Below are 19,411 nucleotides of genomic sequence, written 5' to 3'. Positions count from 1 at the left end.
TGGTCATTCTGCTCAAAGATTTCTTCAGGGGCCGGATCGGCATGAAGATATCCGCCAGAAGGGGTGACGGCGGCGGGCCGGCCTGCCCTCGGCGCCCCCATCACTGCTGAGGATGCGCACCGACCTGGCGCGCTCCGCCGGTGCGAGGTGATCGGGGGCGTCGCGCGGAGCGGCCTCGCCGGTCGGTGACCGGCGAGGCCTCCTTCTCACCGCGCTGGGCGTGCCACCGCCGGGGTCACGCTCCGGGGTCCGCGGTCCGCCGGGTGACCACGGCGAGGCCCCGGGGTCACGCTCCGGGGCCTGCGGTCCGCCGGGTGACCACGGCGCGGCCCATGCCGGGGTCGTCGCAGAACGCGCCGTCGATGCCGAGCTCCACGAGCCGGCCCAGCCAGCCCATCACGTCGCCCGTGGCCCGGGAGAAGACCGGGCTCGCCGGGTCGCCGAGCCGGTAGTCGAGGGGGAGCTGGGAGTTCTCGTTGCGCACGGTCCAGACGTGCACCTCCAGCCGCCTTCGATGAGCGTCGGCGATCAGCGTGGTCGGTTGCTGCAGCCTGCCGTCAGGGCCCACGGGCACCACCCGGCGGGTGTCCACGCCGATCCCGTCGGCGTACGCGGCCACCTCGCGCAGCCCCTCCGGCCTGACCATGTCGTCGTAGGTGCGCGGGTCGCCTGCCGCGACCCAGTCGTACGGCGCGCCGCCCCAGGTGATCAGCTGGATCAGCGGCAGTCTGGTCCTGGCGCGCAGGTCGCGCAGGTTGGCGGTCTCGAACGACTGGATGAAGGCCTTGCGCACCCGATGGGTGTTCAGCACTTCGAGCAGCGGCTCCTCCAGCGACAGGCCGATGGAGTCGAAGTAGGTCGGGTGCTTGGTCTCGGGGTAGACGCCCACGCCGTGGCGCTGGGCGAGGCGGACGACCTCGTCGAACGTGGGGATCTCCGCCAGCCCGTCGAAGGCGGCGTTGTCGGGCCGCAGGTCCGGCACGCGTTCCTTGGCGCGCAGCGTCTTGAGCTCGGCGAGCGTGAAGTCCTCGGTGAACCAGCCGGTGACCGCCCGGCCGTCGATCGTCTTGGTGGTGCGCCGCCCGGTGAACTCGGGACGGACGGCCACGTCGGTGGTGCCGGAGATCTCGTTCTCGTGCCGGGCCACCAGCACGTGGTCCTTGGTCGAGACGAGATCGGGCTCGATGTAGTCGGCGCCCATCGCGATGGCGGCCTCGTACGACAGCAGCGTGTGCTCGGGCCGGTGGGCGCTGGCGCCCCGGTGGCCGATCACGATGGGGGCATGGTGGCGGCCCTCGGCCGTGGCGGGGTCGGACTGGAACAGCACAACGGCGACCGTACCGCCCGTCAGGACGGCCAGCGCGCCCGCGAGTAGCCTGCGGATCATCATGGCGCGTACGGTAGATCGCCGGGGTGGCCCGGAGGTTACGTGCGGATGGTCGCGAGGTGCTCGTCGGTGAGGCGGCGTGCATGGTCGGGAAGGCCCGAGTAACAGCGGCACGACAATGGCCTGCCCGCCCGTCCAGTGAATCTTGAAACCGGCCCTTCGGTGAGGTACGACACTAACTATTCCGCGTCCTTCAAGATCGGTTGTGCCGGCGCCGGCCGCTCGGTCAGAGTCGGGAGGTGTTGTCGTCACGGGGCAGCCGTACGGCATTCTTTTGCACGGTCATCGGGGCGCGACCCGGTGGTCAACGGGCTGCGGTGGCCGCCCTCGCGGCCCTGGGGTGGATCGTCTTGACCACTAGTGGAAATGCATGTGCGATTTAGTAGAATCACGGCAATTAATTCGGCGAAGGTGTTCAGCGAGGGAGAAGCGTGGCGAAACTCGGCGATCACATGGCGGTCGCCAAAGTGCTTGCCTCGATACCTCAGCTGGAGCCCGCAGATCTCGTGGACGCGGTTATGGGCGAGATGGGTTCGGCCGGGCTTGACGTTCCTTACTCCGCCAGGCGAAAGGTTCATTTCCTCAACATTGCCCGGCACTGCCTGGAGAGCGAGCAGGCGCGCGGCGCGCTGGTGCGGGCGGTGGAGTTCTTCGCCGCGGGGCTCCCGCAGGTGGAGCAGATCAGGAGACTGGCGGGCCTGGCCGACAGCCTCCTCGAGCCGGAGGACGAGCGGCGGATCGAGGAGTTGCTCAGGGGCTACGAGGCGAACGACCTGCGCGCCCTCTACCAGGTGGTCACGGAAGGCAGGGGCGCCGCCTGCCCGGTGGGGCTGACCACCGCGTGGGAGATGTTCGAGTTCCTGCTCGACGTCAACGGCAGGCCCGGCTGGCTGGCGCCGCACCTGCGCTTCGTGGCGTTGCTGCGGGGACGACTGGTCCACCAGGAGCCGGCGAACGACGTCGAGTTGAAGGACGAGCTGAGCAGGTGGCTGTACCACCAGCGCGACCTGCTGCGGGAGTTCGACGATGCGGCCGCGACCGAGCTGGAGCTGTTGCTGCGCCAGCCGCCGCCCTATCAGACCCGTACCGACCTGCCGGTCTGTCTCATCATCGAGATCGACCGCTCGCCCGTGCCCGACGACGGCACCGACCCGCACCGCGTCACCCACTGGACCCAGGCCGACCAGTCGGGCTGGGGCCCGGTGCGCGGCGAGGACGTCGAGCTGCCGTTCGAGCGACTCGGCGACTACGTGGTGGAACTGGTCCTGCGGGCGGAGGAGGAATGGACCGCCGGCGGCCCGCTGCTGCTGGAGTTCATGCTCGCGCCCGACCTGGTCAATCTGGCCGTGGAACGCTGGCCCCGTCAGATCAGCGCGAACCTGCCGCCGCGCGCCCTCGGCCAGGACTACGAGGTGGTGCTGCGCAGCGACGCGCGCCTGCGCCCGCGTCACCGGCACCGGCGCTGGCATGACCGGTGGGGCAGGTTCCTGCGCGGCGAGGGCGGCACTCACCTGATCCCGCTCGACGCGGCCGAGCCCGGTGCGATGCATGACGACCTGGTGAGTGGCTGTCATCTGGTGGCCTGCGTCCTGTCGGCGCCGCCCGACCACCCGATGGGCCGTGCCCAATTGGAGGCCGCTATCGACGCGGGACTGCCGATTGTCCTTTGGTGTCGCGATATAGCATCAAATGTCGAATTTCGGGAGATAGTTCACGACGTCGTCCAGCCGGTCAAACTCAAAAAGCTGCCGGAGAGCATCCTTCAATTGCGCAGTTCAGCGGCCTGTGAGAGTGTGGCCCTGCTTTGGGACGATCCGGACAGGCCAATTCCCCGTGCGCCGCAGCTGAGGGTTGCGCGACAGGTGAAACAAGGGGATCCTTCCTAAGTAGTCAAATTTCATGCGCCGAACCGTGTATCCAAGTGAGGAACGTCCACAGATGAGAGTGGAAGAACCACATGGGGACGGTGAGCTCGCAGCCATTCCCCAGGGGTGGCTCCTCTACCGAGGCACGGGACGGCCGCTGCAGGACATCTCCCTGCGTAGCGCCCTGCCCTCGCCGCCCCCGTGGCGGACCTTCACCGGCGGGCCGCTGATCGACCCCCCGGCGGAGGACCACGAGGAGCTCGACCGCAGGCTCGGCAGGGTCGACACCCTGCCGGTGCGCAAACCCGACCCGCAGGAGGTCATCGCGGTCAACGCCGCTCTCTGCCTGCGCCGCCCGCTGCTGGTCACAGGACCGCCGGGCGTCGGCAAGTCCACTCTGGCCTACCAGGTGAGCCGTGAGCTGCATCTGGGCCCGGTCCTCCGCTGGCCCGTCAACAGCCGCAGCACCTTGCGCTCCGGGCTCTACGACTACGACGCGGTCGCCCGCGTCCAGGACGCCAGGGTCGCGGGAAACGAGCCGAGCGTCGGCAAGTACGTGCAGCTCGGGCCGCTGGGAACGGCGCTGCTGCCCTACGAGCTGCCGCGCGTGCTGCTGATCGACGAGTTCGACAAGGGCGACGCCGACCTCGCCAACGACCTGCTCGACGTGCTGGAGGAAGGCGGCTTCCAGATCAGGGAGCTGTTCCGCGCCCGCTCGGAGCAGCCCGAGACCGTGCACACCGCCGACCCGCGCGGGGCCGCCGCGATCAACCAGGGCGCCGTGACCTGCAGGGCCTTTCCCTTCATCGTCATCACCAGCAACGGCGAGCGCGAGTTCCCGCGCGCCTTCCTGCGGCGGTGCGTCCGGCTGGACATGCCCGAGCCCAGCGCCGAGCGGCTGGCCGAGCTGGTCGGAGCGCACTTCGGCCAGGACGCCGAGCCGTACAAGGACCGGATCATCCGGGAGTTCCTCGACTACCGCAAGCACAACCCCGTGGCCGCCGACCAGCTGCTCAACGCGCTCCACCTGGTCATCACCGGCCAGGACGGCTGGAGCGAGCAGTCCTACAAACAGGTGCTCGACGTGGTGCTACGACGGCTCGACGAGGCAGGCGTGGGGTGAAGGAGCCGGCAGGTCGATCGCCATCCGGCCGCGAGGACGCGCCGCAGTGGCAGGAGGCCGCCGACCTTCTCTGGCTCGCCGCCCACACCGTGGCGGGTCAGGCGGGGGCGCTACCGCAGGCCCCGAGTCGGCCGGCGGGGGAGCCGTCGGACCCTCCCGAACGGCCGCCTCCAGGCCCGGCTCCGCCTCCGCAGATCTCCGACGCCGAGGTGCCCAGCGGCCACGCCGCTGGTTCCGGCCTGCCGTTCGCCGTCGGGCTCCAGCCCGCCGTTCAGGAGGAGGCGGGCGAGCGTGAGGTCGTCGCCGGCTCCGAGTCCACCAGGCGGCGGGCGCTCGTCCAGGCGATGCGGGCGTTCCGGCGCCTGATCGGGTCACCGCACGGCTCGGCCGAACTCGACGAGGAGGCCACCGCCGAGCAGGCCGCGGGCGACGACCTGTGGCTGCCGGTGTTCACTCCCGCACGTGAGCGCCTGCTCGAACTCGACCTGGTGATCGACGACGGCCGCTTCGCGATCCTGCACAGGGCCGCGGCCAACGGTTTCGCGGCGGCACTCAACGACGTCGCCGCCTTCCGGGTGATCCGGACGCACCTGCTCGACGCCGACGTCGAGCGGGAGTCCGAGCTGCGGCTGCGCACCGGGCGAGCGGACGGTCCCGCGACGCCCGCCGCCGCGCTCGCGCTGCCCGGCGGTACCGGGCGCCGGCTCATCGTCGTCCTCACCGACGGCATCGGGGACGCCTGGCACACCAGAGCCGCTCACCGGATGCTGGCCCGCTGGGGCAGGAACAACGCGGTCGCCGTGGTGCACCTGCTGCCCACCCGGCTGTGGCGGCGCACGGGCATCGCGCCGGAGCGCGGCGAACTGCGCAACACGCAGCCCGCCGCCCCCGCCATCCAGTACGGCGCGGCCGTCCCGGAGGGAACGGTGCCCATCCCGGTCATCGGGCCGGTGGCCGGGCACGTGAAGAGCTGGGCCGAGTTCGTCATGGGCGGCCGTACCCGCTGGTCCGGCGGGGTGCTGGCCTGCGCGCCGGCCGAGGCCGAACCCGAGCCGCCGGAGCCGGAGGAGGACGACGCCTCGGCCAGACAGCGCGTCTGGCGTTTCCGCATGGGCGTCTCGCCGACCGCCTTCGAGCTGGCCGTGCACCTGGCCGCCGCGCCGTTGACCATGTCGGTGATGCGGCTCGTGCAGCGCAGGCTGGCGCCCAGGGCCACCGAGGCGCACCTGGCCGAGGTCCTGGGCAGCGATCTGGTACGGCGGGCGAGCTCGGCGCGGACGCGGCCCAGCGTGCCGTACGACTTCGTGCCGGGCGTGCGGGCCGAACTGCTGCAGGCGGGCAGGCGGTCGGAGACGGCCGAGGTGCTGGTCGCGGTCGTCGACCACCTCGGCCAGGAGGTGGGTGAGTTACGTGGGCTGCGCGACGTGATCATCTCGCCGGGCAGCGCGCCGGTGCCCGATCTGCCACCGGAGCTGTCGCCGCTGGTCGAGCCCACCGTGTCCGCCCTGGAGGCGATGGCAGGACGCTACACGGTGCCCGCGCGGCGGATCAGGGATTCCTTTCGTGGTCAGGAAGGCATGCATGAGTCCGCCATGGGGCAGGCCTTCAGTCGTGATCTTCCACGCCCGGAGGACACCGTCTACCCGCATGTCGTGAAGGATCCATCGCCGCCGGACCCGTTTGGAGTAACGATCAATATGAGCGCCGTCCCACTAGCCCCTAAGCGTGAGTCCCACGAGCCGACGCCGGTCTGGAACGTCCCGCAGAAGAACGCCAGCTTCACCGGCCGTGAGGAGATGCTGGCGCTGCTGCACGAGCGGTTGTCGGCGGGAACGACGGCGGTGCTTCCCGAGGCGCTACATGGTCTGGGCGGCGTGGGCAAGTCACAGATCGCCATTGAGTACTGCTATCGCCATCAGGACAAGTACGACCTGATCTGGTGGATCCCCTCAGAACGCTTGACCATGGTCCGGCAGGCGTTCGTGGATCTGGCCGTCCACCTCGACCTGAACGTCACCGAGCCGAACGTGGCCGTTCCCGCGGTGAAGGAGGCGCTGCGGCTGGGCCGGCCGTACGCCGACTGGCTGCTGATCTTCGACAACGCCGAGAACGTGGAGGAGATCAGGAAGTTCTTCCCCACCAACGGCCCCGGGAAGATCATGGTGACCTCCCGCTCGCGCGACTGGTTCTCCTACGCCGCCCCGCTCGAGGTCGATGTCTTCACGCGGGAGGAGAGTCGCGAGCTGCTGCGCCTGCGGGGTCCGGAGCTGAGCGACAGGGACGCCGACGAGATCTCCAGCCGTCTGGGCGACCTGCCGCTGGCGATCGAGCAGGCGGCCGTCTGGCTGTCGGAGACGGGCATGCCCACCTCGGAGTACCTGCAGCTCTTCGACGAGCACAGCACCGAGCTGCTGCAGGTGGAGGGCGCGGAGGTGCCGGTCGCGGCGGCGTGGAACGTCTCGTTCGACCGGTTGAGGGAGAGCCATCCCGCGGCCCTGCAACTCCTGCAGGTGTGCGCCTTCCTCGCGCCCGAGCCCATCCCGAGGTCGCTGCTGACCAGCAGCCGCGACATGGAGGGACCGCCCGAGCTGCTGCAGGCGCTGCGCGACCCGATCGCGCTCAGCCGCACCACCCGCGCCATCAACCAGTACGCGCTCGCCAAGCTGAACCACCGTGACAACACCGTCTCCCTGCACCGGCTGGTGCAGCGCGTGGTCACCAGCCAGCTGTCGGACGACGAACGGATGTTGTTCCGGCACTGCGGCCATCTGATGCTGGCCAACGCCGACCCCAAGGCACCCGGCAACCGCGCTCGCTGGCCGGAGTACCACGCGCTCTTCCCGCACGTGTTCGCCTCCAAGCTGGAGGAGTGCACCGACCCGTGGGCCAGGGAGCTGTTCCTCAATCTCATCGACTTCCTCTACCTGTGGGGCGACCACAACGGCTTCATCTCCATGGCGCAACGCGCGGTGGAGACCTGGAGCGCGAACCTCGGGCCCGAGCACGACGCGACCCTCGCCGCCGAGCTGCGCCTGGGCCGGGCACTGAGGCTGTTCGCCGACTTCCAGGCGGCCTACCGCCACCACCTGCACGCGCGTGACGCGCTGCGTGAGCGGCTCGGTCCCGACCATGAGCGCACGCTGGAGGCGCAGGGCTATCTGGGCGCGGACCTGCGTTACCTGGGCCGGTTCGACGAGGCGCTGGAGATCGACCGCCAGGCGTTCGAGACGCTGCGCCGCCGCTTCGGCCCCGACGACCCGCTCACCCTGGAGCAGGCCCACCTGCTGGCCATCGACTACCGCCTGACGGGCGACCCCGCCAAGGCCAGGGAACTGGACGAGGACACCTACCGGAGAAAGCAGGAGGTGCTCGGACCCGACAACCTCAGCACCATCAGCTCGCGCGTCGCCCTGACGATCGACATCATGGAGTGCGGCCACTACCTGGAGGCGCGCAACCTCCAGGAGATCCACACCAACGAGATGCGCCGCCGTTTCCAGAACTCCCACCCCGGCACCATGGACGCCATCGGCCTGCTGTCGGTGATGAGCCGCAAGGCGGGCAGGCAGGACGAGGCGCTCAAGCTCTCAGAGGAGGCGATGTCGCTGTTCAGGGCCCGCTACGGCGAGAAGGCCCAGACCACGGTGGCCATCACCCTCAACCACGCCATCAACCTGCGCCACATCGGAGACCTGACCCAATCGCTCGAGCTGGGCATGCGCGCCAAGCAGCTCTACGAGGAGATCTTCGGTCCCGAGCACGCCAACACGCCCACCGCGGCGGTCAACGTCGCGGTCGGCCTGCGGCTCATGGGGCGGCTCGACGAGGCCCGTGACCTGGACCGCAAGGCTCTGGAGGACCTCACCAGGATGTTGGGTGAACAGCATCCGCGCACGCTCATCTGCGCGGTCAACTACGCCAGCGACCTGTACGAGCTGGGCGAGTACGAGCAGGCGCTGGAGCTGGACCGGCGGACCCTCGAACGGCTGCGCGCCGGACAGGGGGACGAGCACCCGACCGCGCTCGCGTGCGCGTTCAACCTCAGCATGGATCTGCAGGCGGTGGGTCAGGAGACGGAGGCGGCAACCCTGCTGGCCGAATCACTGGCCGGCTACCGGCGAGTGCTGGGGGAAGACCATCCCGCGCTCAAATCCCGCGGCCAAGGAAAGCGGGCAAACTGCGACATCTACCCAATCTCCGTGTAGCGGGTGCTGTAAAAGCCAAAAGCGGACAGCGTGGTCCCGTTGCCGACAGGTTCCACAAAGAACCCGGGAGTATTGCGACGTGAGCGAAAGTGCTGAGTTCCCGTGGCGTAAAAGCACGTGGAGCGACGGGACGGGGGGTGGGTGCGTGACCGTCGCCCATCTCGGGGCCGACTGTGCGATCAGCGACAGCAGGAATCCCGGTCCCTACGTCCTGGTGTCGTTAGGTTCGTGGCGAGCTTTCATCGCCGGAGTCAAGAAGGGGGAATTCGGACGGGTAGCGAGCGGGGCGCCGGCGCAGCGCCCCAACCCCTCAGATGGCGCGTGATCTGATCGAACTCATGAAGGCGGCCCATGCCTCACGGGAGAAGCTGAGGTGCGGGCCGCCGGGATCCTTGGAGTCACGGACTCCCAGCCTGTCTCCGAGCTCCGCCACCTCGACGCAGGTGCCGAACTCCTGCTCGGTGCTGTGTGTGCTCTTGCGCCACGCGGGTGCGTCGTGCATGTCTACCCCTTTCGCAACTCCGGAACGTGATTACTCGACTACTCTACAGAGAGTGCGGGTGGCGGTCGGCAGCATGGCATTTCCGTATACGGCGGGATCTTTCCCATAAGATGCGACTATGTTGCCAATCAAGCCGAAAGCGGCAGATTTCGACCTTTCCTCCGTTGTATGGACGAGCAGCGAGACCGGCCGGACTATTGAGGATCCGATAGAAATCGCCTTCATTGGGGAAAATATCCTCATGCGCAACGGTGGCGACAAGGACGGCGTGATCCTGGTCTTCACCCAGGCCGAATGGGACGCCTTCGTCGCCGGCGCGCTCGACGGCGAGTTCGACTACGACGGTCAGGACCGGTAGCGCTCGATCGCGTCCGCCAGAGCGCGCACGGGCGAGGAGTCCGCGCCTTCCAGCAGCTCCAGGACGTTCAGGAGGTCGGTCAGCCCCGTGGGATAGCCACCGCAGACGCTTGCCAGGCTCAGCAGGGCCGCGCGGGTTCGCGTGTCGCGCTTCACCAGGCCCTCGACAGGCGGGCCGAGCAGGCGCAGGACGTCGTCGCGATCCTGCGGGGTCCGCAGTGAAGGAACCCGCTCCATCGTCGTCACGAGCTCCAGGAGCGAAAGCGGGCGGTGCTCCGTACCCTCCGTGCCGGATGAAGGAGGAAGCACATCCAGCAGCGCTCGTACATAGGCGGCGGCCGCCAGCGACGCGGCGGGCTGCCACAGGTCCGACTTCGCCGCGTCGCCGTAGTCGCTCACGCCCCTGACGACCAGGCACCCCCGTCCGTCGAGCGCCGAGCCGACGGCCACACCCGCCGCCTCCATCTCGATGGCGAGCAGATCCTCCCGCCGCGCGAGCTCGTCTCTGCGGCGCGCGCTGCGCAGCAGTTCGTCGCCGCTCCCGATCCGGCCGTGGAAGACCTGCACGTCCCGCTCGGCGGGCGGACGCTCGTAGAGCGGCGAGGGCGGCGGGCTCCCACGGTCGCGCCACGGGCGCTCGCCGCGCAGCGCCGCCGCGCGCAACTCGTTGACCCCGCGCAGGAGCCGCGGCGCGGCCACCAGCGTCGCGCCTCTGGTCGAGACGCCCTCGTCGGTCACCCTGACGTGGCTGTAATGGACCACGCCGGCGGTCCCCACGACGACATCGCCGAGCCGCACGTCCCGTTCGGGATCGTCGCTCCTCGGCACGCCCAGGGCGATCCCGCACATGATCACGGTCTCGATCCGCGGGAAGCTGCGCACCAGATGCGCGCAGGCGTGGGCCGCCGCGCTGTTGCCCGTGGTGGTCAGCACCGTGGTCACCACCGGGCCACACGGCAATTCGGCCACCACGTACTGGTTGGGATCACCGCCAGGCGCCCGAACCTCCCGCATATCGCCCAGCACGTGCCGGACCGCGACGGACTCCACGGGCAGAGCGGTGATGACGCCGATCATAAGCTCCCAGCCTAGACCTGGGACGGCACAGCAGATCACGATAATTCCTGGAATTCGCCGGCAGGTGAGGGAGCAGCATGCAGGAACTGGTCATCGGAGTCGTCAGCTCGTTGATCGCCACGGCACTCACGGTCGCGGCCGGCTGGTTCGGCCTGTCCTGGCCGCGACGGATGCTCCTGCGCCTGCTGTCGCGGATGTCAGGAGTGGGCGTCCTGCGCTCCTATCCCAAACAGTCGGCGGCCAACGCGGACCTGGCGGCCGACCTGCGCGCGGCACGCTGGGTCAAGGTGCTGACCGGGCGCGGCAACGAGCTGACCCGCGACAGCTTCCAGGAAGTCTGGCGGCCCGGCAACCCGCGCCTGGAGTCGACGCGAGTCCTGCTTCCCGACCCCGCGGACGCGGGAGGGTGGCTGCGGGCCCGTGAGGACGAGATACGGCGGACGGATCCGGGGATCGAGAGCGGGCTGCTGGCCAAGCAGGTCTCGACGAACATCGACTACGTGACCGCGGTGGCCGCGAGGAACGCCTCGGTGGAGTTACGGCTGTTCGACGCGCCCCACAGCTGCCGGGTGATCGTCACCGACCGCCTGGCGTACTTCACTCCGTACCTGCAGGAGACGCACGGACGCAACTCGCCGTGCCTGGTCTTCGGGAACGGCAGCCCGATGTACGACTATCTGCTGCGGCTGTTCGACGGGCTGTGGCAGGCGGGCGCCAGGTGATCGGCCCCGCTGGGGCCGAAAGTCCCTTGTCGACGGACCCTCAGGCGCCCGCATGTCCCTCCCTGGCCGTTTTCGGACCAAGGGCCTCCCGGCCCGGGCCGTACGGCACTGCCGGCAGGACGGCGGAAGCGCTGTGATGGGCATGGGACAAGGGAGGACAGCATGGCCACGACACACAACAGGCCCGTCATGGACGCCGATCCCAGCAGGACCGTGACGCGCCCCCTCGCCTACGTCTGGGCGATCGTTCGTCTCTCCATCGGCTGGGTGTTCCTGTGGGCGTTCCTCGACAAGACCTTCGGCTGGGGCTTCGCCACCCCCGCCGGCCGTGCGTGGACCAACGGCGGCAGCCCCACCACCGGCTTCCTCAAGGGCGGCAACTTCGCGGCTCTGGCCGGGCAGCCGTGGGTGGACTGGCTGTTCATGGCCGGGCTGCTCGGCGTCGGCCTCGCGCTCGTGCTCGGCATCGGGACCCGCGTCGCCGCCGCGGCCGGCGGGCTGATGCTGGCGCTCATGTGGGCGGCGGAGCTGCCCCTGGCCACCAACCCGTTCATGGACGAGCACGTGATCTACGCCATGGTGCTGATCGGCCTGGCGATGGCCGGCGCCGGTGACACCCTCGGTCTCGGGAAGCTCGTCCGGAACCCGTACCTCAAGTAGCCGGTGACAGGCGACGCCCACCCCGCTGGGGTGGGCGTCGTCGTCGGCCAGGCTGGGTCACAGAGGCAGAATCCTCACATCGCCGACGCCGGAAGAGATCGAGATCTTGCGTGGTGCGCCGGCGTCGTCGGTCACCTTCACCTCGGCGCTGCCCACGCCGGTGTCGGTCGTCACGTGGTAGGGGCCCTGGGGGACGCGGAGCGTGGCATCGCCCGCGCCCGTCTCCACCTCGACGCTGTCCGGCGGGCTGCTGAACTTCAGGTCGAGCGCGCCCGCGCCCGTCTCGGCGAAGAGCCGCTTGCCCGCCAGCCCGTTGGCGTCGATGTCGCCCGCGCCCGTCGTCGCCTCGACCTCGCCCGTCAGCGAGCGCAGCGTGATGTCGCCGGCGCCGTTGTCGATCTTGACCTTCACGGCCTTGGGAACTTCGATCGTGTAGTCGACCCAGCAGTTGTCGAACGTCCTCTTGCAGTCGTAGGACAGTTCGAGGACGTCGCCCTTCACCTCGTGCGAAGGCTCGGGCTTGTTGTTGCGCCAGTTCATGTTCTCGGTGACCTTGATCCCGGTCCTGTCGGTCTCGTTGACCACGACATCGCCGGCCTCGCCCTTCACGGTCAGCCGGATGACCTTGTCGGTCACCTCGTAGGACTCGGTCTTCTTCTCCGTGGCCCCGCCGAACCCGACGACCCCGCAGCCTGTCAATATCGTCGCGGAGGCCGCTAGCGCGGCCACGGCGATCATGCCCCTCGTCCTCATGTCCTCCATGCTCTCGTGAGCGGCGGGAGGCGGCATCGGGGATCACCCCTACGCGTCCCGGACCAACCCTGGATCCGCCCCCGGCCTGGGATTCGATGTGGGCGCCGATGCCGTGGACGGGGACAGCCGGGCGTCACCGAGGTGCTCCGGAGAGTCGCCGTTGGCGATGACCTTGACGAGGGTCGGCGGGCCATGGATAAACCGGACGAAACCGGAAAAGGTGGACTAGTGAGCTTCCCATAGGAAGAAAAGGAGACGCCATGTCTTCTTCGCCTATGCATCGTTCCATGCAGATCGCCGAGCCTGGCGGGGACATGTCCCTGGTTCAGGTGGAAACCCGGGAGCCGGGCCCTGGCCAGGTGCGGATCACCGTCGAGGCGTGTGGGGTGTGCCACTCCGACGCGCTGATCACCGGCGGATACATCCCCGGCACCACCTTTCCCGTCACCACAGGGCACGAGATCGCGGGACGCATCGACGCGATCGGCGGCGACGTCACCGGCTGGTCCGTCGGTGATCGGGTGGCGGTCGGCTGGTACGGAGGCAGCTGCGGCCACTGCGACGCCTGCAGGGAGGGCGACGGCGTCCTGTGCCCTGAGCTCCAGGTGCCCGGCGTCGCGTACGCAGGAGGGTTCGCCGACTCCGTCGTCGTGCCGGCCGTCGCCCTGGCCGCGATCCCGGACGAGCTCACGGCGGCGGAAGCCGCGCCCCTGGCCTGTGCCGGCGTGACCGTGTACAACGCGTTGCGCCGTAGCTCCGCCCGCTCGGGTGACACCGTGGCGATCCTCGGGCTGGGCGGACTGGGGCACCTGGGCGTTCAGTTCGCCTCGAAGATGGGCTTCGACACCATCGCGATGGCCCGCGGTCCCGAGAAGGCGTCGCTGGCACACAAGCTCGGCGCGTCCCACTACATCGACAGTGCCACCTCGAGCACGGCCGACGCGCTGCAGGCCCTCGGAGGGGCCAAGGTGGTGTTGGCGACGGTGACCGACGCCGCGGCGATGTCCGCGACGATCGACGGGCTGGGACGCCGCGGCGAGCTCGTCATCGTCGGCGTCGCCATGGAGCCGGTGAACGTCACGCCGCTGCAGCTCGTGAGCAGGGCACGACGGGTGTACGGGCACGCCTCCGGCATCGCGGTCGACACCCAGAACACCATGAGGTTCGCCGTCCAGAGCGGCGTCCGGGCGTGGATCGAGGAGGTTGCGCTGGAGGAGGCGGGTGCGGCGTTCCAGAAGATGCTCTCCGGCCAGGCCCGCTTCCGCATGGTCCTGACCACCGGCAACTGAGCACCCCGTGACAGGGGGTCGCTGACCGTTTCCTGCGGCGGCCGGTCAGGTACGCCACGCGCGACCGCCGCGCCGGGCGACTGCCACGAGACCCGAGCCTGCCCCGACCCGAGGGCCCGCCTGCCACGTGACGCTGGTCCGCGCCTTTCTCCCCGAGCCCGCCTGAGTCTCCCCCGAGCCCACCTGAGTCTTCCCGAGGCCGCCTGAGCTGGACGCCTCACCTGCGCCTCAGCGGGCGCCCATTAGTGCAAGATCTGAGCTTCTTCTGCTCGTCAGCGAAACCGGTCGCAGTCGGAAATGTCCATTCTCACCCGACGTGTGCCTCCGACCGGGAATGATCAAGATCAAGCCGCGCGCCGCGTGAGCGGGCCGGCCGATCGACGATTGGAGCAACGTGCGAAGAAGATCTTCTCTGCTCGCCGCCGCCTTCGCGGTGATGGCGGCGCTGTTACCCGCTTCGACTGCCGGCGCGGACGCCGGGCCTGTCGCCGGAGACGGAGCCGCGGCGGAGGCCGGGAAGGGCGGCATCACCTGGGCGCCCTGCGAGGAGGAGCCCGCCGCCGAGTGCGGCAAGCTGGCCGTACCGATCGACTGGTCCGATCCGGACGGACCCACCATCGACCTCGCCATCGCCCGCCGTAAGGCCACCGATCCCGCGGCCCGCATCGGATCCCTGCTGGTCAACCCGGGCGGTCCGGGCGGGTCGGGCGTGGAGGCCGCCTACGGCGCCCCCGGGTTCTTCACCGAGGAGATCCAGCGGCGATTCGACATCGTCGGCTTCGATCCCCGGGGCGTGGCTCGCAGCCACCCGGTGGTCTGCTCGGCGTCCGTGTACAACCAGATGCCCTACCCCGTCATCGCGAGCCAGGCCGACTTCGACACCTGGAACGCCTACAGCAGGAAGCTGCGTCAGGACTGCCGGGCCCGCACCGGTCCCCTCTACGACCACGTCGACTCGATCAACGTCGCGCGCGACCTGGACGCCATCCGCGCCGCCCTCGGCGAGGAGAAGCTCACCTACTACGGGCTCTCGTACGGCACGCTGATCGGGCAGATGTACGCCGAGCTGTTCCCGCACCGGATCCGGGCCCTGGCCCTCGACAGCAACATGGACCACAGCCTCGGCGTCAAGGCGTTCCTCGACACCGAGAGCGCCGCCGCCGAGGACGGGTTCGACCAGTACGTCGCCTGGTGCGAGGCCGACAGCAGTTGCGCCCTGCACGGGCGTGACATCCGCGCGCTCTGGGAGGGGCTGCTCGCGAAGGTACGGCGCGGCGAGCTGTACTACCCGGGCGTCAAGGACCGCCCGATGACCGAGCTGCAGCTCATCTACCAGGGCGTGCTGGGCAACCAGGGGCCCAACTGGCACCTGCTGACCGAGATGCTCATGGCCCTGGCCGGCGGGCCGCCGCCGTCGGACCTGCCTCCGCCGCCCGGCCGGGAGCCGGTACCGGGAGAGCTCGCGCAGCTGCCGACCGCGGTCCTCTGCCAGGACTACAACCTGCGGGTGCGCACCTACAGGGAGTACGCCGCGCTCATGCGCAGCTCCGCCCGCCTCGCCCCCGACATGCGCTACAACCCGATGCCGATCGAGGACGTGCCCATCTGCCTCAACCACCCCACCACCAATCCGCAGCACCCCCTGCGCTACCGGGGAAGCGCGCCGCTGCTGCTCGGGAACTCGATGCACGATCCCTCCACGCCGTACATCTGGGCCGCCAACGCGGCTCGCCAACTCGGTCCCAAGGCGGTGCTGCTCACATACGAGGGCTGGGGGCACCGTATCTACGGCAAGGACGAGTGCAGCACGCGGCACTTCGACGAGTACCTGATCTCGCTGGTCGTGCCCGCTCTCGGCACCCGCTGCTCCGTCGCCCTGGCCGCGACCATGGCGAAGCGGCAGTCCCCGACGTGGCCGTCGAGCCGGCTCCACTGGGGCGGCCCGGTCGCGACCCTGTCCCGCCCCGAGCCGGGCCCGGCGTCCGCGGGTACGTCCAGGACGTCCCGCTGAGGCCAGACCGGCGCTGACGGGCGCTCCGGCCGTCGACCCCTCGGTAAGTGGCACTGGCCCCCAGAGCTCCTTACAGCTAAGGTTCGGATGTCAGGAGTGAAAATCGGCTGAGCACCTTACGGAGGAGTGCATGGTCGAGCAGGTCGACCGGGCGGGGTCCCCGCTGCGTCAACTACTCGCGCTCGCCGTTCCAGCGCTCGGCGTCCTGGCCGCCGAGCCGCTGTACCTGCTCGTCGACACGGCCGTGGTCGGCCACCTCGGCGCGGTGCCGCTCGCGGCCCTCTCGGTCGGCGCGATCGTGCTGGCGCAGATCGCCACCCAGATGACGTTCCTGTCCTTCGGCACCACCGCGCGCGCCGCCCGGCTGGACGGCGCGGGCCGCAGGGCCGATGCCGTGGCCGAGGGCGTGCAGGCCACCTGGCTCGGCGCGATCGTGGGGCTGGTGCTGCTCGTGGCCGGGCAGCTGCTCGCCGCGCCCGTCGCCGGCCTTCTCGCCGGTGACGACCAGGTCGCCGCCGCCGCGGAGGGCTGGCTGCGGATCGCGCTGCTCGGCGCCCCGATGATCCTGATCACCATGGCAGGCAACGGGTGGATGCGCGGTGTGCGGGACATGCGGCGCCCGCTGCGCTACGTGCTCGTCGGCAACGGGATCTCCGCGGTGCTGTGCCCGGTGCTGGTGCACGGGCTCGGCTGGGGCCTCAACGGCTCGGCGGTCGCGAACGTGGTCGCGCAGTCGATCTCCGCGAGCCTGTTCGTGCGGGCGCTGGTGGCCGAGGGCGTACCGCTCGCGCCGGTCCCTGCCGCGATGCGTGCCCAGCTCGGCCTCGCGCGCGACCTGGTGCTGCTCGGCCTGGCCTTCCAGGCGTGCTGGGTGTCCGCGACCGCGGTGGCCGCCCACACCTCCGCCGCGGTGGTCGGCGCGCACCAGGTGGTGTTCCAGCTGTGGATGTTCCTGGCCTTCGTGCTCGACGCGCTGGCCGTCGCCGCCCAGGCTCTGGTCGGGGCCGCGCTCGGCGCGCGCGACGGGGTGCGGGCGCGCCGGCTGGCCTGGCAGGTGACCGGCTGCGGGCTGGTCTTCGGGGGACTGCTCGGCGTGCTGTTCGCGGCGCTGGCCGGGATCCTGCCCCACGCCTTCACCACCGACGCGGCGGTGCTGGCCGAGATGCCCCACGCGTGGTGGTTCTTCGTCGCGCTGCAACCGATCGGCGGCGTGGTGTTCACGCTGGACGGCGTGCTGCTCGGCGCAGGGGACGCGGCCTACCTGCGCAGCGCGACGATGTGCGCGGCGGTGCTGGGGTTCCTGCCGGTGGTGTGGGCGTCGCTGAGCTTCCACTGGGGCCTGGTCGGGATCTGGTCCGGGTTGTCGGTCTTCCTGCTGGTCCGGATGATCACGGTGCTGGCCAGGCTGCGGTCCGGCCGCTGGGTGGTCCTCGGCGCCGTCCGCTAACCCCCGACCGACAGCGCAGGGCTCGGGTTTCAAGGCGGGCGGGCCGTCTAACTCGTCCGGACCGGCTTCCAGCGGTAGGCGTCCGTCCAGAAGACGCATCTGAGCTTGCGACTGTGCGGAGCGTGGTTCATCGAGTAGCCGTAGGCCCCGCGCTGCTCCTTGGAGCAGGTGAGGTGCTCGCCGACGCAGTCCCAGTGGTTCTTGTGCTTGTAGTAGTAGCGATTCTTGGGCGGATGCTTCTCGTTGCAGTAAGGCCGCGCGGTGGAACTCGCGGAGGCGGCGGGGGGAAGCGTGGCCAGCAGCAGGGAAGCGGCGGCGACGGTCACTGCGAAGACGGTTCTCATGGTTCCTTGAACACAGGGACGAGGGAGAGAGCATGATCAGCTCGTCGCAGGATTCTAGGGTCGGAACGTTCCGATCCGGAAGCGTCGTGCCGACGGTCCGGTCCCCTCTCCGGGGCCGGACCGTTCGCGGTCAGTCGGCCGACTTCATCCAGCCGAACGTCCGCTCCACCGCCCGGTGCCAGTTGTCGTACTCCGTGGCGCGGCGTTCGGGCTCCATGCTGGGCAGCCACTGGGCGGCCCGGTACCAGTTCTGGCGCAGCCCCTCCAAGTCCGCCCAGTAGCCGACCGCCAGCCCTGCCGCGTACGCCGCTCCGAGCGAGACGGTCTCGGCCACCATGGGACGCACGACGGGCACGTCCAGGACGTCGGCGACGTACTGCATGAGGAGGTTGTCGGCGGTCATGCCGCCGTCGACCTTGAGCGTGCGCAGCGCGAGCCCGGAGTCGGCGTTCATGGCGTCGACGACCTCGCGCGTCTGCCACGCCGTGGCCTCCAGTACGGCCCTGGCGAGGTGGCCCTTGGTGATGTAGGAGGTCAGGCCGACGATGACGCCGCGCGCCTCGCTGCGCCAGTGCGGCGCGAACAGCCCGGCGAACGCGGGGACGATGTAGCACCCGCCGTTGTCGTCGACGCTCCGTGCGAGCGTCTCGATCTCGGGGGCGCTGTTGATCAGGCCGAGCCCGTCGCGGAACCACTGCACGAGGGCCCCGGTGATGGCGATCGGCCCTTCCAGCGCGTACACAGCGGGCTCGTCGCCCACCTGGTAGCCGACGGTGGTGAGCAGCCCGTGGCTGGAGCGGACGGGCTCGTGGCCGGTGTTGAGCAGCAGGAAGCTGCCGGTGCCGTAGGTGCACTTGGCGTCGCCGGGCGCGAAGCAGGTCTGGCCGAACAGCGCCGCCTGCTGGTCGCCGAGCGCGGCGCCGATGCGCACGCCGGGCAGCACGCGGCTGGCCAGGCCGTACGTCTCGGTCGAGGGTCTGATCTGCGGCAGCATCGCCCGCGGGACGCCGAAGAAGTCGAGCAGGTCGGGGTCCCAGGCCAGCGAGGCGAGGTCCATGAGCAGGGTACGGCTGGCGTTGGTGACGTCGGTGACGTGCAGGCCGCCCTCGGGGCCGCCGGTGAGGTTCCAGATGAGCCAGGTCTCCATCGTCCCGAACAGCACGTCGCCCCGCTCGGCGCGCTCGCGCAGTCCAGGGGTGCGGTCGAGCAGCCAGCGGATGCGGGGGGCGGAGAAGTAGGTGGCAAGCGGAAGGCCGCAGCGTTTCTGCACCATCGACGCGTCGGGCCGGGCGGCGAACTCGTCCACCAGGGCGTCGGTGCGGGTGTCCTGCCACACGATGGCCCGCCCGATCGGCTCGCCGGTGTGCCGGTCCCACAGGAGGGTGGTCTCGCGCTGGTTGGCGATGCCGATCGCCGCCACCTGGTCCAGGCCGATACCCGCCTGGGAGAGTGCTTCGGGCGCGATGCGCTCCAGGTTGCGCCAGATCTGGACGGCGTCGTGCTCGACCCAGCCAGGGCGAGGGAAGTACTGACGATGTTCACGCTGCGCCACCGACACCAGGCGTCCTCGTTGGTCGAAAACGATGCACCGCGTCGATGTCGTGCCCTGATCGATGGACAACACATAGCGCATGACCATGGCATCCTACCTCGGCATATATGAATGATC

The 19,411-nt window shown here is 69.8% G+C and carries 16 protein-coding genes; 10 read left to right on the top strand and 6 right to left on the bottom strand.

The window, feature by feature from the left end; translation table 11 throughout:
- Positions 1 to 286: 286 nt before the first annotated feature.
- Positions 287 to 1,390 carry a glycerophosphodiester phosphodiesterase gene (locus ACFSKW_RS42790; protein WP_379580092.1) on the bottom strand — a complete coding sequence of 368 codons (1,104 nt, stop codon included), beginning with the start codon at positions 1,388 to 1,390 and terminating at the stop codon, positions 287 to 289.
- A 428-nt stretch (positions 1,391 to 1,818) separates the two neighbouring features.
- Between ACFSKW_RS42790 and ACFSKW_RS42785 the strand changes: the two genes are divergently transcribed.
- The 4 genes from ACFSKW_RS42785 to ACFSKW_RS42770 all read left to right on the top strand — a co-directional run bounded on the left by ACFSKW_RS42785 (position 1,819) and on the right by ACFSKW_RS42770 (position 8,905).
- The gene (locus tag ACFSKW_RS42785; RefSeq protein WP_379580091.1) at positions 1,819 to 3,273 is read left to right on the top strand and encodes a VMAP-C domain-containing protein; all 1,455 of its coding nucleotides are present in this window, start codon (positions 1,819 to 1,821) and stop codon (positions 3,271 to 3,273) included.
- A 52-nt stretch (positions 3,274 to 3,325) separates the two neighbouring features.
- Positions 3,326 to 4,375, top strand: coding sequence for an AAA family ATPase (locus ACFSKW_RS42780; protein ID WP_379580089.1), 1,050 nt, complete (start codon positions 3,326 to 3,328; stop codon positions 4,373 to 4,375).
- On the top strand, positions 4,372 to 8,580 hold the full coding sequence (gene fxsT / locus ACFSKW_RS42775) for an FxSxx-COOH system tetratricopeptide repeat protein (RefSeq protein WP_379580087.1): 4,209 nt from the start codon (positions 4,372 to 4,374) through the stop codon (positions 8,578 to 8,580). Before ACFSKW_RS42780 ends, fxsT begins: the two co-directional genes overlap by 4 nt.
- Positions 8,581 to 8,659: 79 nt before the next feature.
- A complete protein-coding gene (locus tag ACFSKW_RS42770) occupies positions 8,660 to 8,905 on the top strand; it encodes a DUF397 domain-containing protein (RefSeq protein ID WP_379580086.1) in 246 nt (81 codons plus the stop codon).
- Here ACFSKW_RS42770 and ACFSKW_RS42765 read toward each other — a convergent pair.
- A complete protein-coding gene (locus ACFSKW_RS42765) occupies positions 8,891 to 9,082 on the bottom strand; it encodes a DUF397 domain-containing protein (RefSeq protein WP_379580085.1) in 192 nt (63 codons plus the stop codon). The two genes, ACFSKW_RS42770 and ACFSKW_RS42765, sit on opposite strands and share 15 nt — an antisense overlap.
- Positions 9,083 to 9,200: 118 nt before the next feature.
- Between ACFSKW_RS42765 and ACFSKW_RS42760 the strand changes: the two genes are divergently transcribed.
- Positions 9,201 to 9,440 (top strand): DUF397 domain-containing protein, encoded by a 240-nt coding sequence (locus ACFSKW_RS42760; protein WP_379580083.1) that lies wholly within the window; start codon positions 9,201 to 9,203, stop codon positions 9,438 to 9,440.
- Here the strand turns inward: ACFSKW_RS42760 and ACFSKW_RS42755 are convergent.
- On the bottom strand, positions 9,428 to 10,516 hold the full coding sequence (locus ACFSKW_RS42755) for an effector-associated domain 2-containing protein (protein WP_379580081.1): 1,089 nt from the start codon (positions 10,514 to 10,516) through the stop codon (positions 9,428 to 9,430). The genes ACFSKW_RS42760 and ACFSKW_RS42755 overlap by 13 nt on opposite strands.
- A 77-nt stretch (positions 10,517 to 10,593) precedes the next feature.
- Here ACFSKW_RS42755 and ACFSKW_RS42750 point away from each other — a divergent pair, with 77 nt between their 5' ends.
- Both ACFSKW_RS42750 and ACFSKW_RS42745 read left to right on the top strand, forming a co-directional pair.
- Complete coding sequence (locus ACFSKW_RS42750; RefSeq protein WP_379580079.1) at positions 10,594 to 11,238, top strand: DUF5919 domain-containing protein; 645 nt, start codon at positions 10,594 to 10,596, stop codon at positions 11,236 to 11,238.
- 162 nt (positions 11,239 to 11,400) lie between these two features.
- Positions 11,401 to 11,898, top strand: coding sequence for a DoxX family membrane protein (locus ACFSKW_RS42745; protein ID WP_379580077.1), 498 nt, complete (start codon positions 11,401 to 11,403; stop codon positions 11,896 to 11,898).
- A gap of 57 nt (positions 11,899 to 11,955) precedes the next feature.
- On the opposite strand, the gene ACFSKW_RS42740 is transcribed toward ACFSKW_RS42745, so the two are convergent.
- Positions 11,956 to 12,651 carry a DUF4097 family beta strand repeat-containing protein gene (locus ACFSKW_RS42740; protein ID WP_379580075.1) on the bottom strand — a complete coding sequence of 232 codons (696 nt, stop codon included), beginning with the start codon at positions 12,649 to 12,651 and terminating at the stop codon, positions 11,956 to 11,958.
- Between the two features lie 260 nt (positions 12,652 to 12,911).
- Between ACFSKW_RS42740 and ACFSKW_RS42735 the strand changes: the two genes are divergently transcribed.
- The 3 genes from ACFSKW_RS42735 (at position 12,912) to ACFSKW_RS42725 (ending at position 17,398) form a co-directional block, all read left to right on the top strand.
- Positions 12,912 to 13,940: an alcohol dehydrogenase catalytic domain-containing protein gene (locus ACFSKW_RS42735; RefSeq protein WP_379580073.1), complete on the top strand. Its 1,029-nt coding sequence runs from the start codon at positions 12,912 to 12,914 to the stop codon at positions 13,938 to 13,940.
- A gap of 394 nt (positions 13,941 to 14,334) precedes the next feature.
- The gene (locus ACFSKW_RS42730) at positions 14,335 to 15,951 is read left to right on the top strand and encodes an alpha/beta fold hydrolase (RefSeq protein ID WP_379580072.1); all 1,617 of its coding nucleotides are present in this window, start codon (positions 14,335 to 14,337) and stop codon (positions 15,949 to 15,951) included.
- 130 nt (positions 15,952 to 16,081) lie between these two features.
- Positions 16,082 to 17,398 (top strand): MATE family efflux transporter, encoded by a 1,317-nt coding sequence (locus ACFSKW_RS42725; RefSeq protein WP_379580070.1) that lies wholly within the window; start codon positions 16,082 to 16,084, stop codon positions 17,396 to 17,398.
- A gap of 47 nt (positions 17,399 to 17,445) precedes the next feature.
- On the opposite strand, the gene ACFSKW_RS42720 is transcribed toward ACFSKW_RS42725, so the two are convergent.
- Positions 17,446 to 17,742, bottom strand: coding sequence for a hypothetical protein (locus ACFSKW_RS42720; protein ID WP_379580068.1), 297 nt, complete (start codon positions 17,740 to 17,742; stop codon positions 17,446 to 17,448).
- Between the two features lie 130 nt (positions 17,743 to 17,872).
- Positions 17,873 to 19,381, bottom strand: coding sequence for a glycerol kinase GlpK (glpK, locus tag ACFSKW_RS42715; RefSeq protein ID WP_379580067.1), 1,509 nt, complete (start codon positions 19,379 to 19,381; stop codon positions 17,873 to 17,875).
- Between the last annotated feature and the right edge of the window lie 30 nt (positions 19,382 to 19,411).

Origin of the sequence: Nonomuraea mangrovi (assembly GCF_042681425.1) — a bacterium.
In the GTDB taxonomy this organism is placed as follows: domain Bacteria; phylum Actinomycetota; class Actinomycetes; order Streptosporangiales; family Streptosporangiaceae; genus Nonomuraea; species Nonomuraea mangrovi.
This window is presented reverse-complemented; position numbering and strand designations above follow the sequence as displayed.

Coding starts and splice junctions, on each gene's coding strand:
- ACFSKW_RS42790 (WP_379580092.1), bottom strand. CDS start 1,390: ATGATGATCCGCAGGCTACTCGCGGGCGCGCTGGCCGTCCTGACGGGC.
- ACFSKW_RS42780 (WP_379580089.1), top strand. CDS start 3,326: ATGAGAGTGGAAGAACCACATGGGGACGGTGAGCTCGCAGCCATTCCC.
- ACFSKW_RS42765 (WP_379580085.1), bottom strand. CDS start 9,082: ATGCACGACGCACCCGCGTGGCGCAAGAGCACACACAGCACCGAGCAG.
- ACFSKW_RS42760 (WP_379580083.1), top strand. CDS start 9,201: ATGTTGCCAATCAAGCCGAAAGCGGCAGATTTCGACCTTTCCTCCGTT.
- ACFSKW_RS42755 (WP_379580081.1), bottom strand. CDS start 10,516: ATGATCGGCGTCATCACCGCTCTGCCCGTGGAGTCCGTCGCGGTCCGG.
- ACFSKW_RS42750 (WP_379580079.1), top strand. CDS start 10,594: ATGCAGGAACTGGTCATCGGAGTCGTCAGCTCGTTGATCGCCACGGCA.
- ACFSKW_RS42745 (WP_379580077.1), top strand. CDS start 11,401: ATGGCCACGACACACAACAGGCCCGTCATGGACGCCGATCCCAGCAGG.
- ACFSKW_RS42740 (WP_379580075.1), bottom strand. CDS start 12,651: ATGAGGACGAGGGGCATGATCGCCGTGGCCGCGCTAGCGGCCTCCGCG.
- ACFSKW_RS42735 (WP_379580073.1), top strand. CDS start 12,912: ATGTCTTCTTCGCCTATGCATCGTTCCATGCAGATCGCCGAGCCTGGC.
- ACFSKW_RS42725 (WP_379580070.1), top strand. CDS start 16,082: ATGGTCGAGCAGGTCGACCGGGCGGGGTCCCCGCTGCGTCAACTACTC.
- ACFSKW_RS42720 (WP_379580068.1), bottom strand. CDS start 17,742: ATGAGAACCGTCTTCGCAGTGACCGTCGCCGCCGCTTCCCTGCTGCTG.
- glpK (WP_379580067.1), bottom strand. CDS start 19,381: ATGGTCATGCGCTATGTGTTGTCCATCGATCAGGGCACGACATCGACG.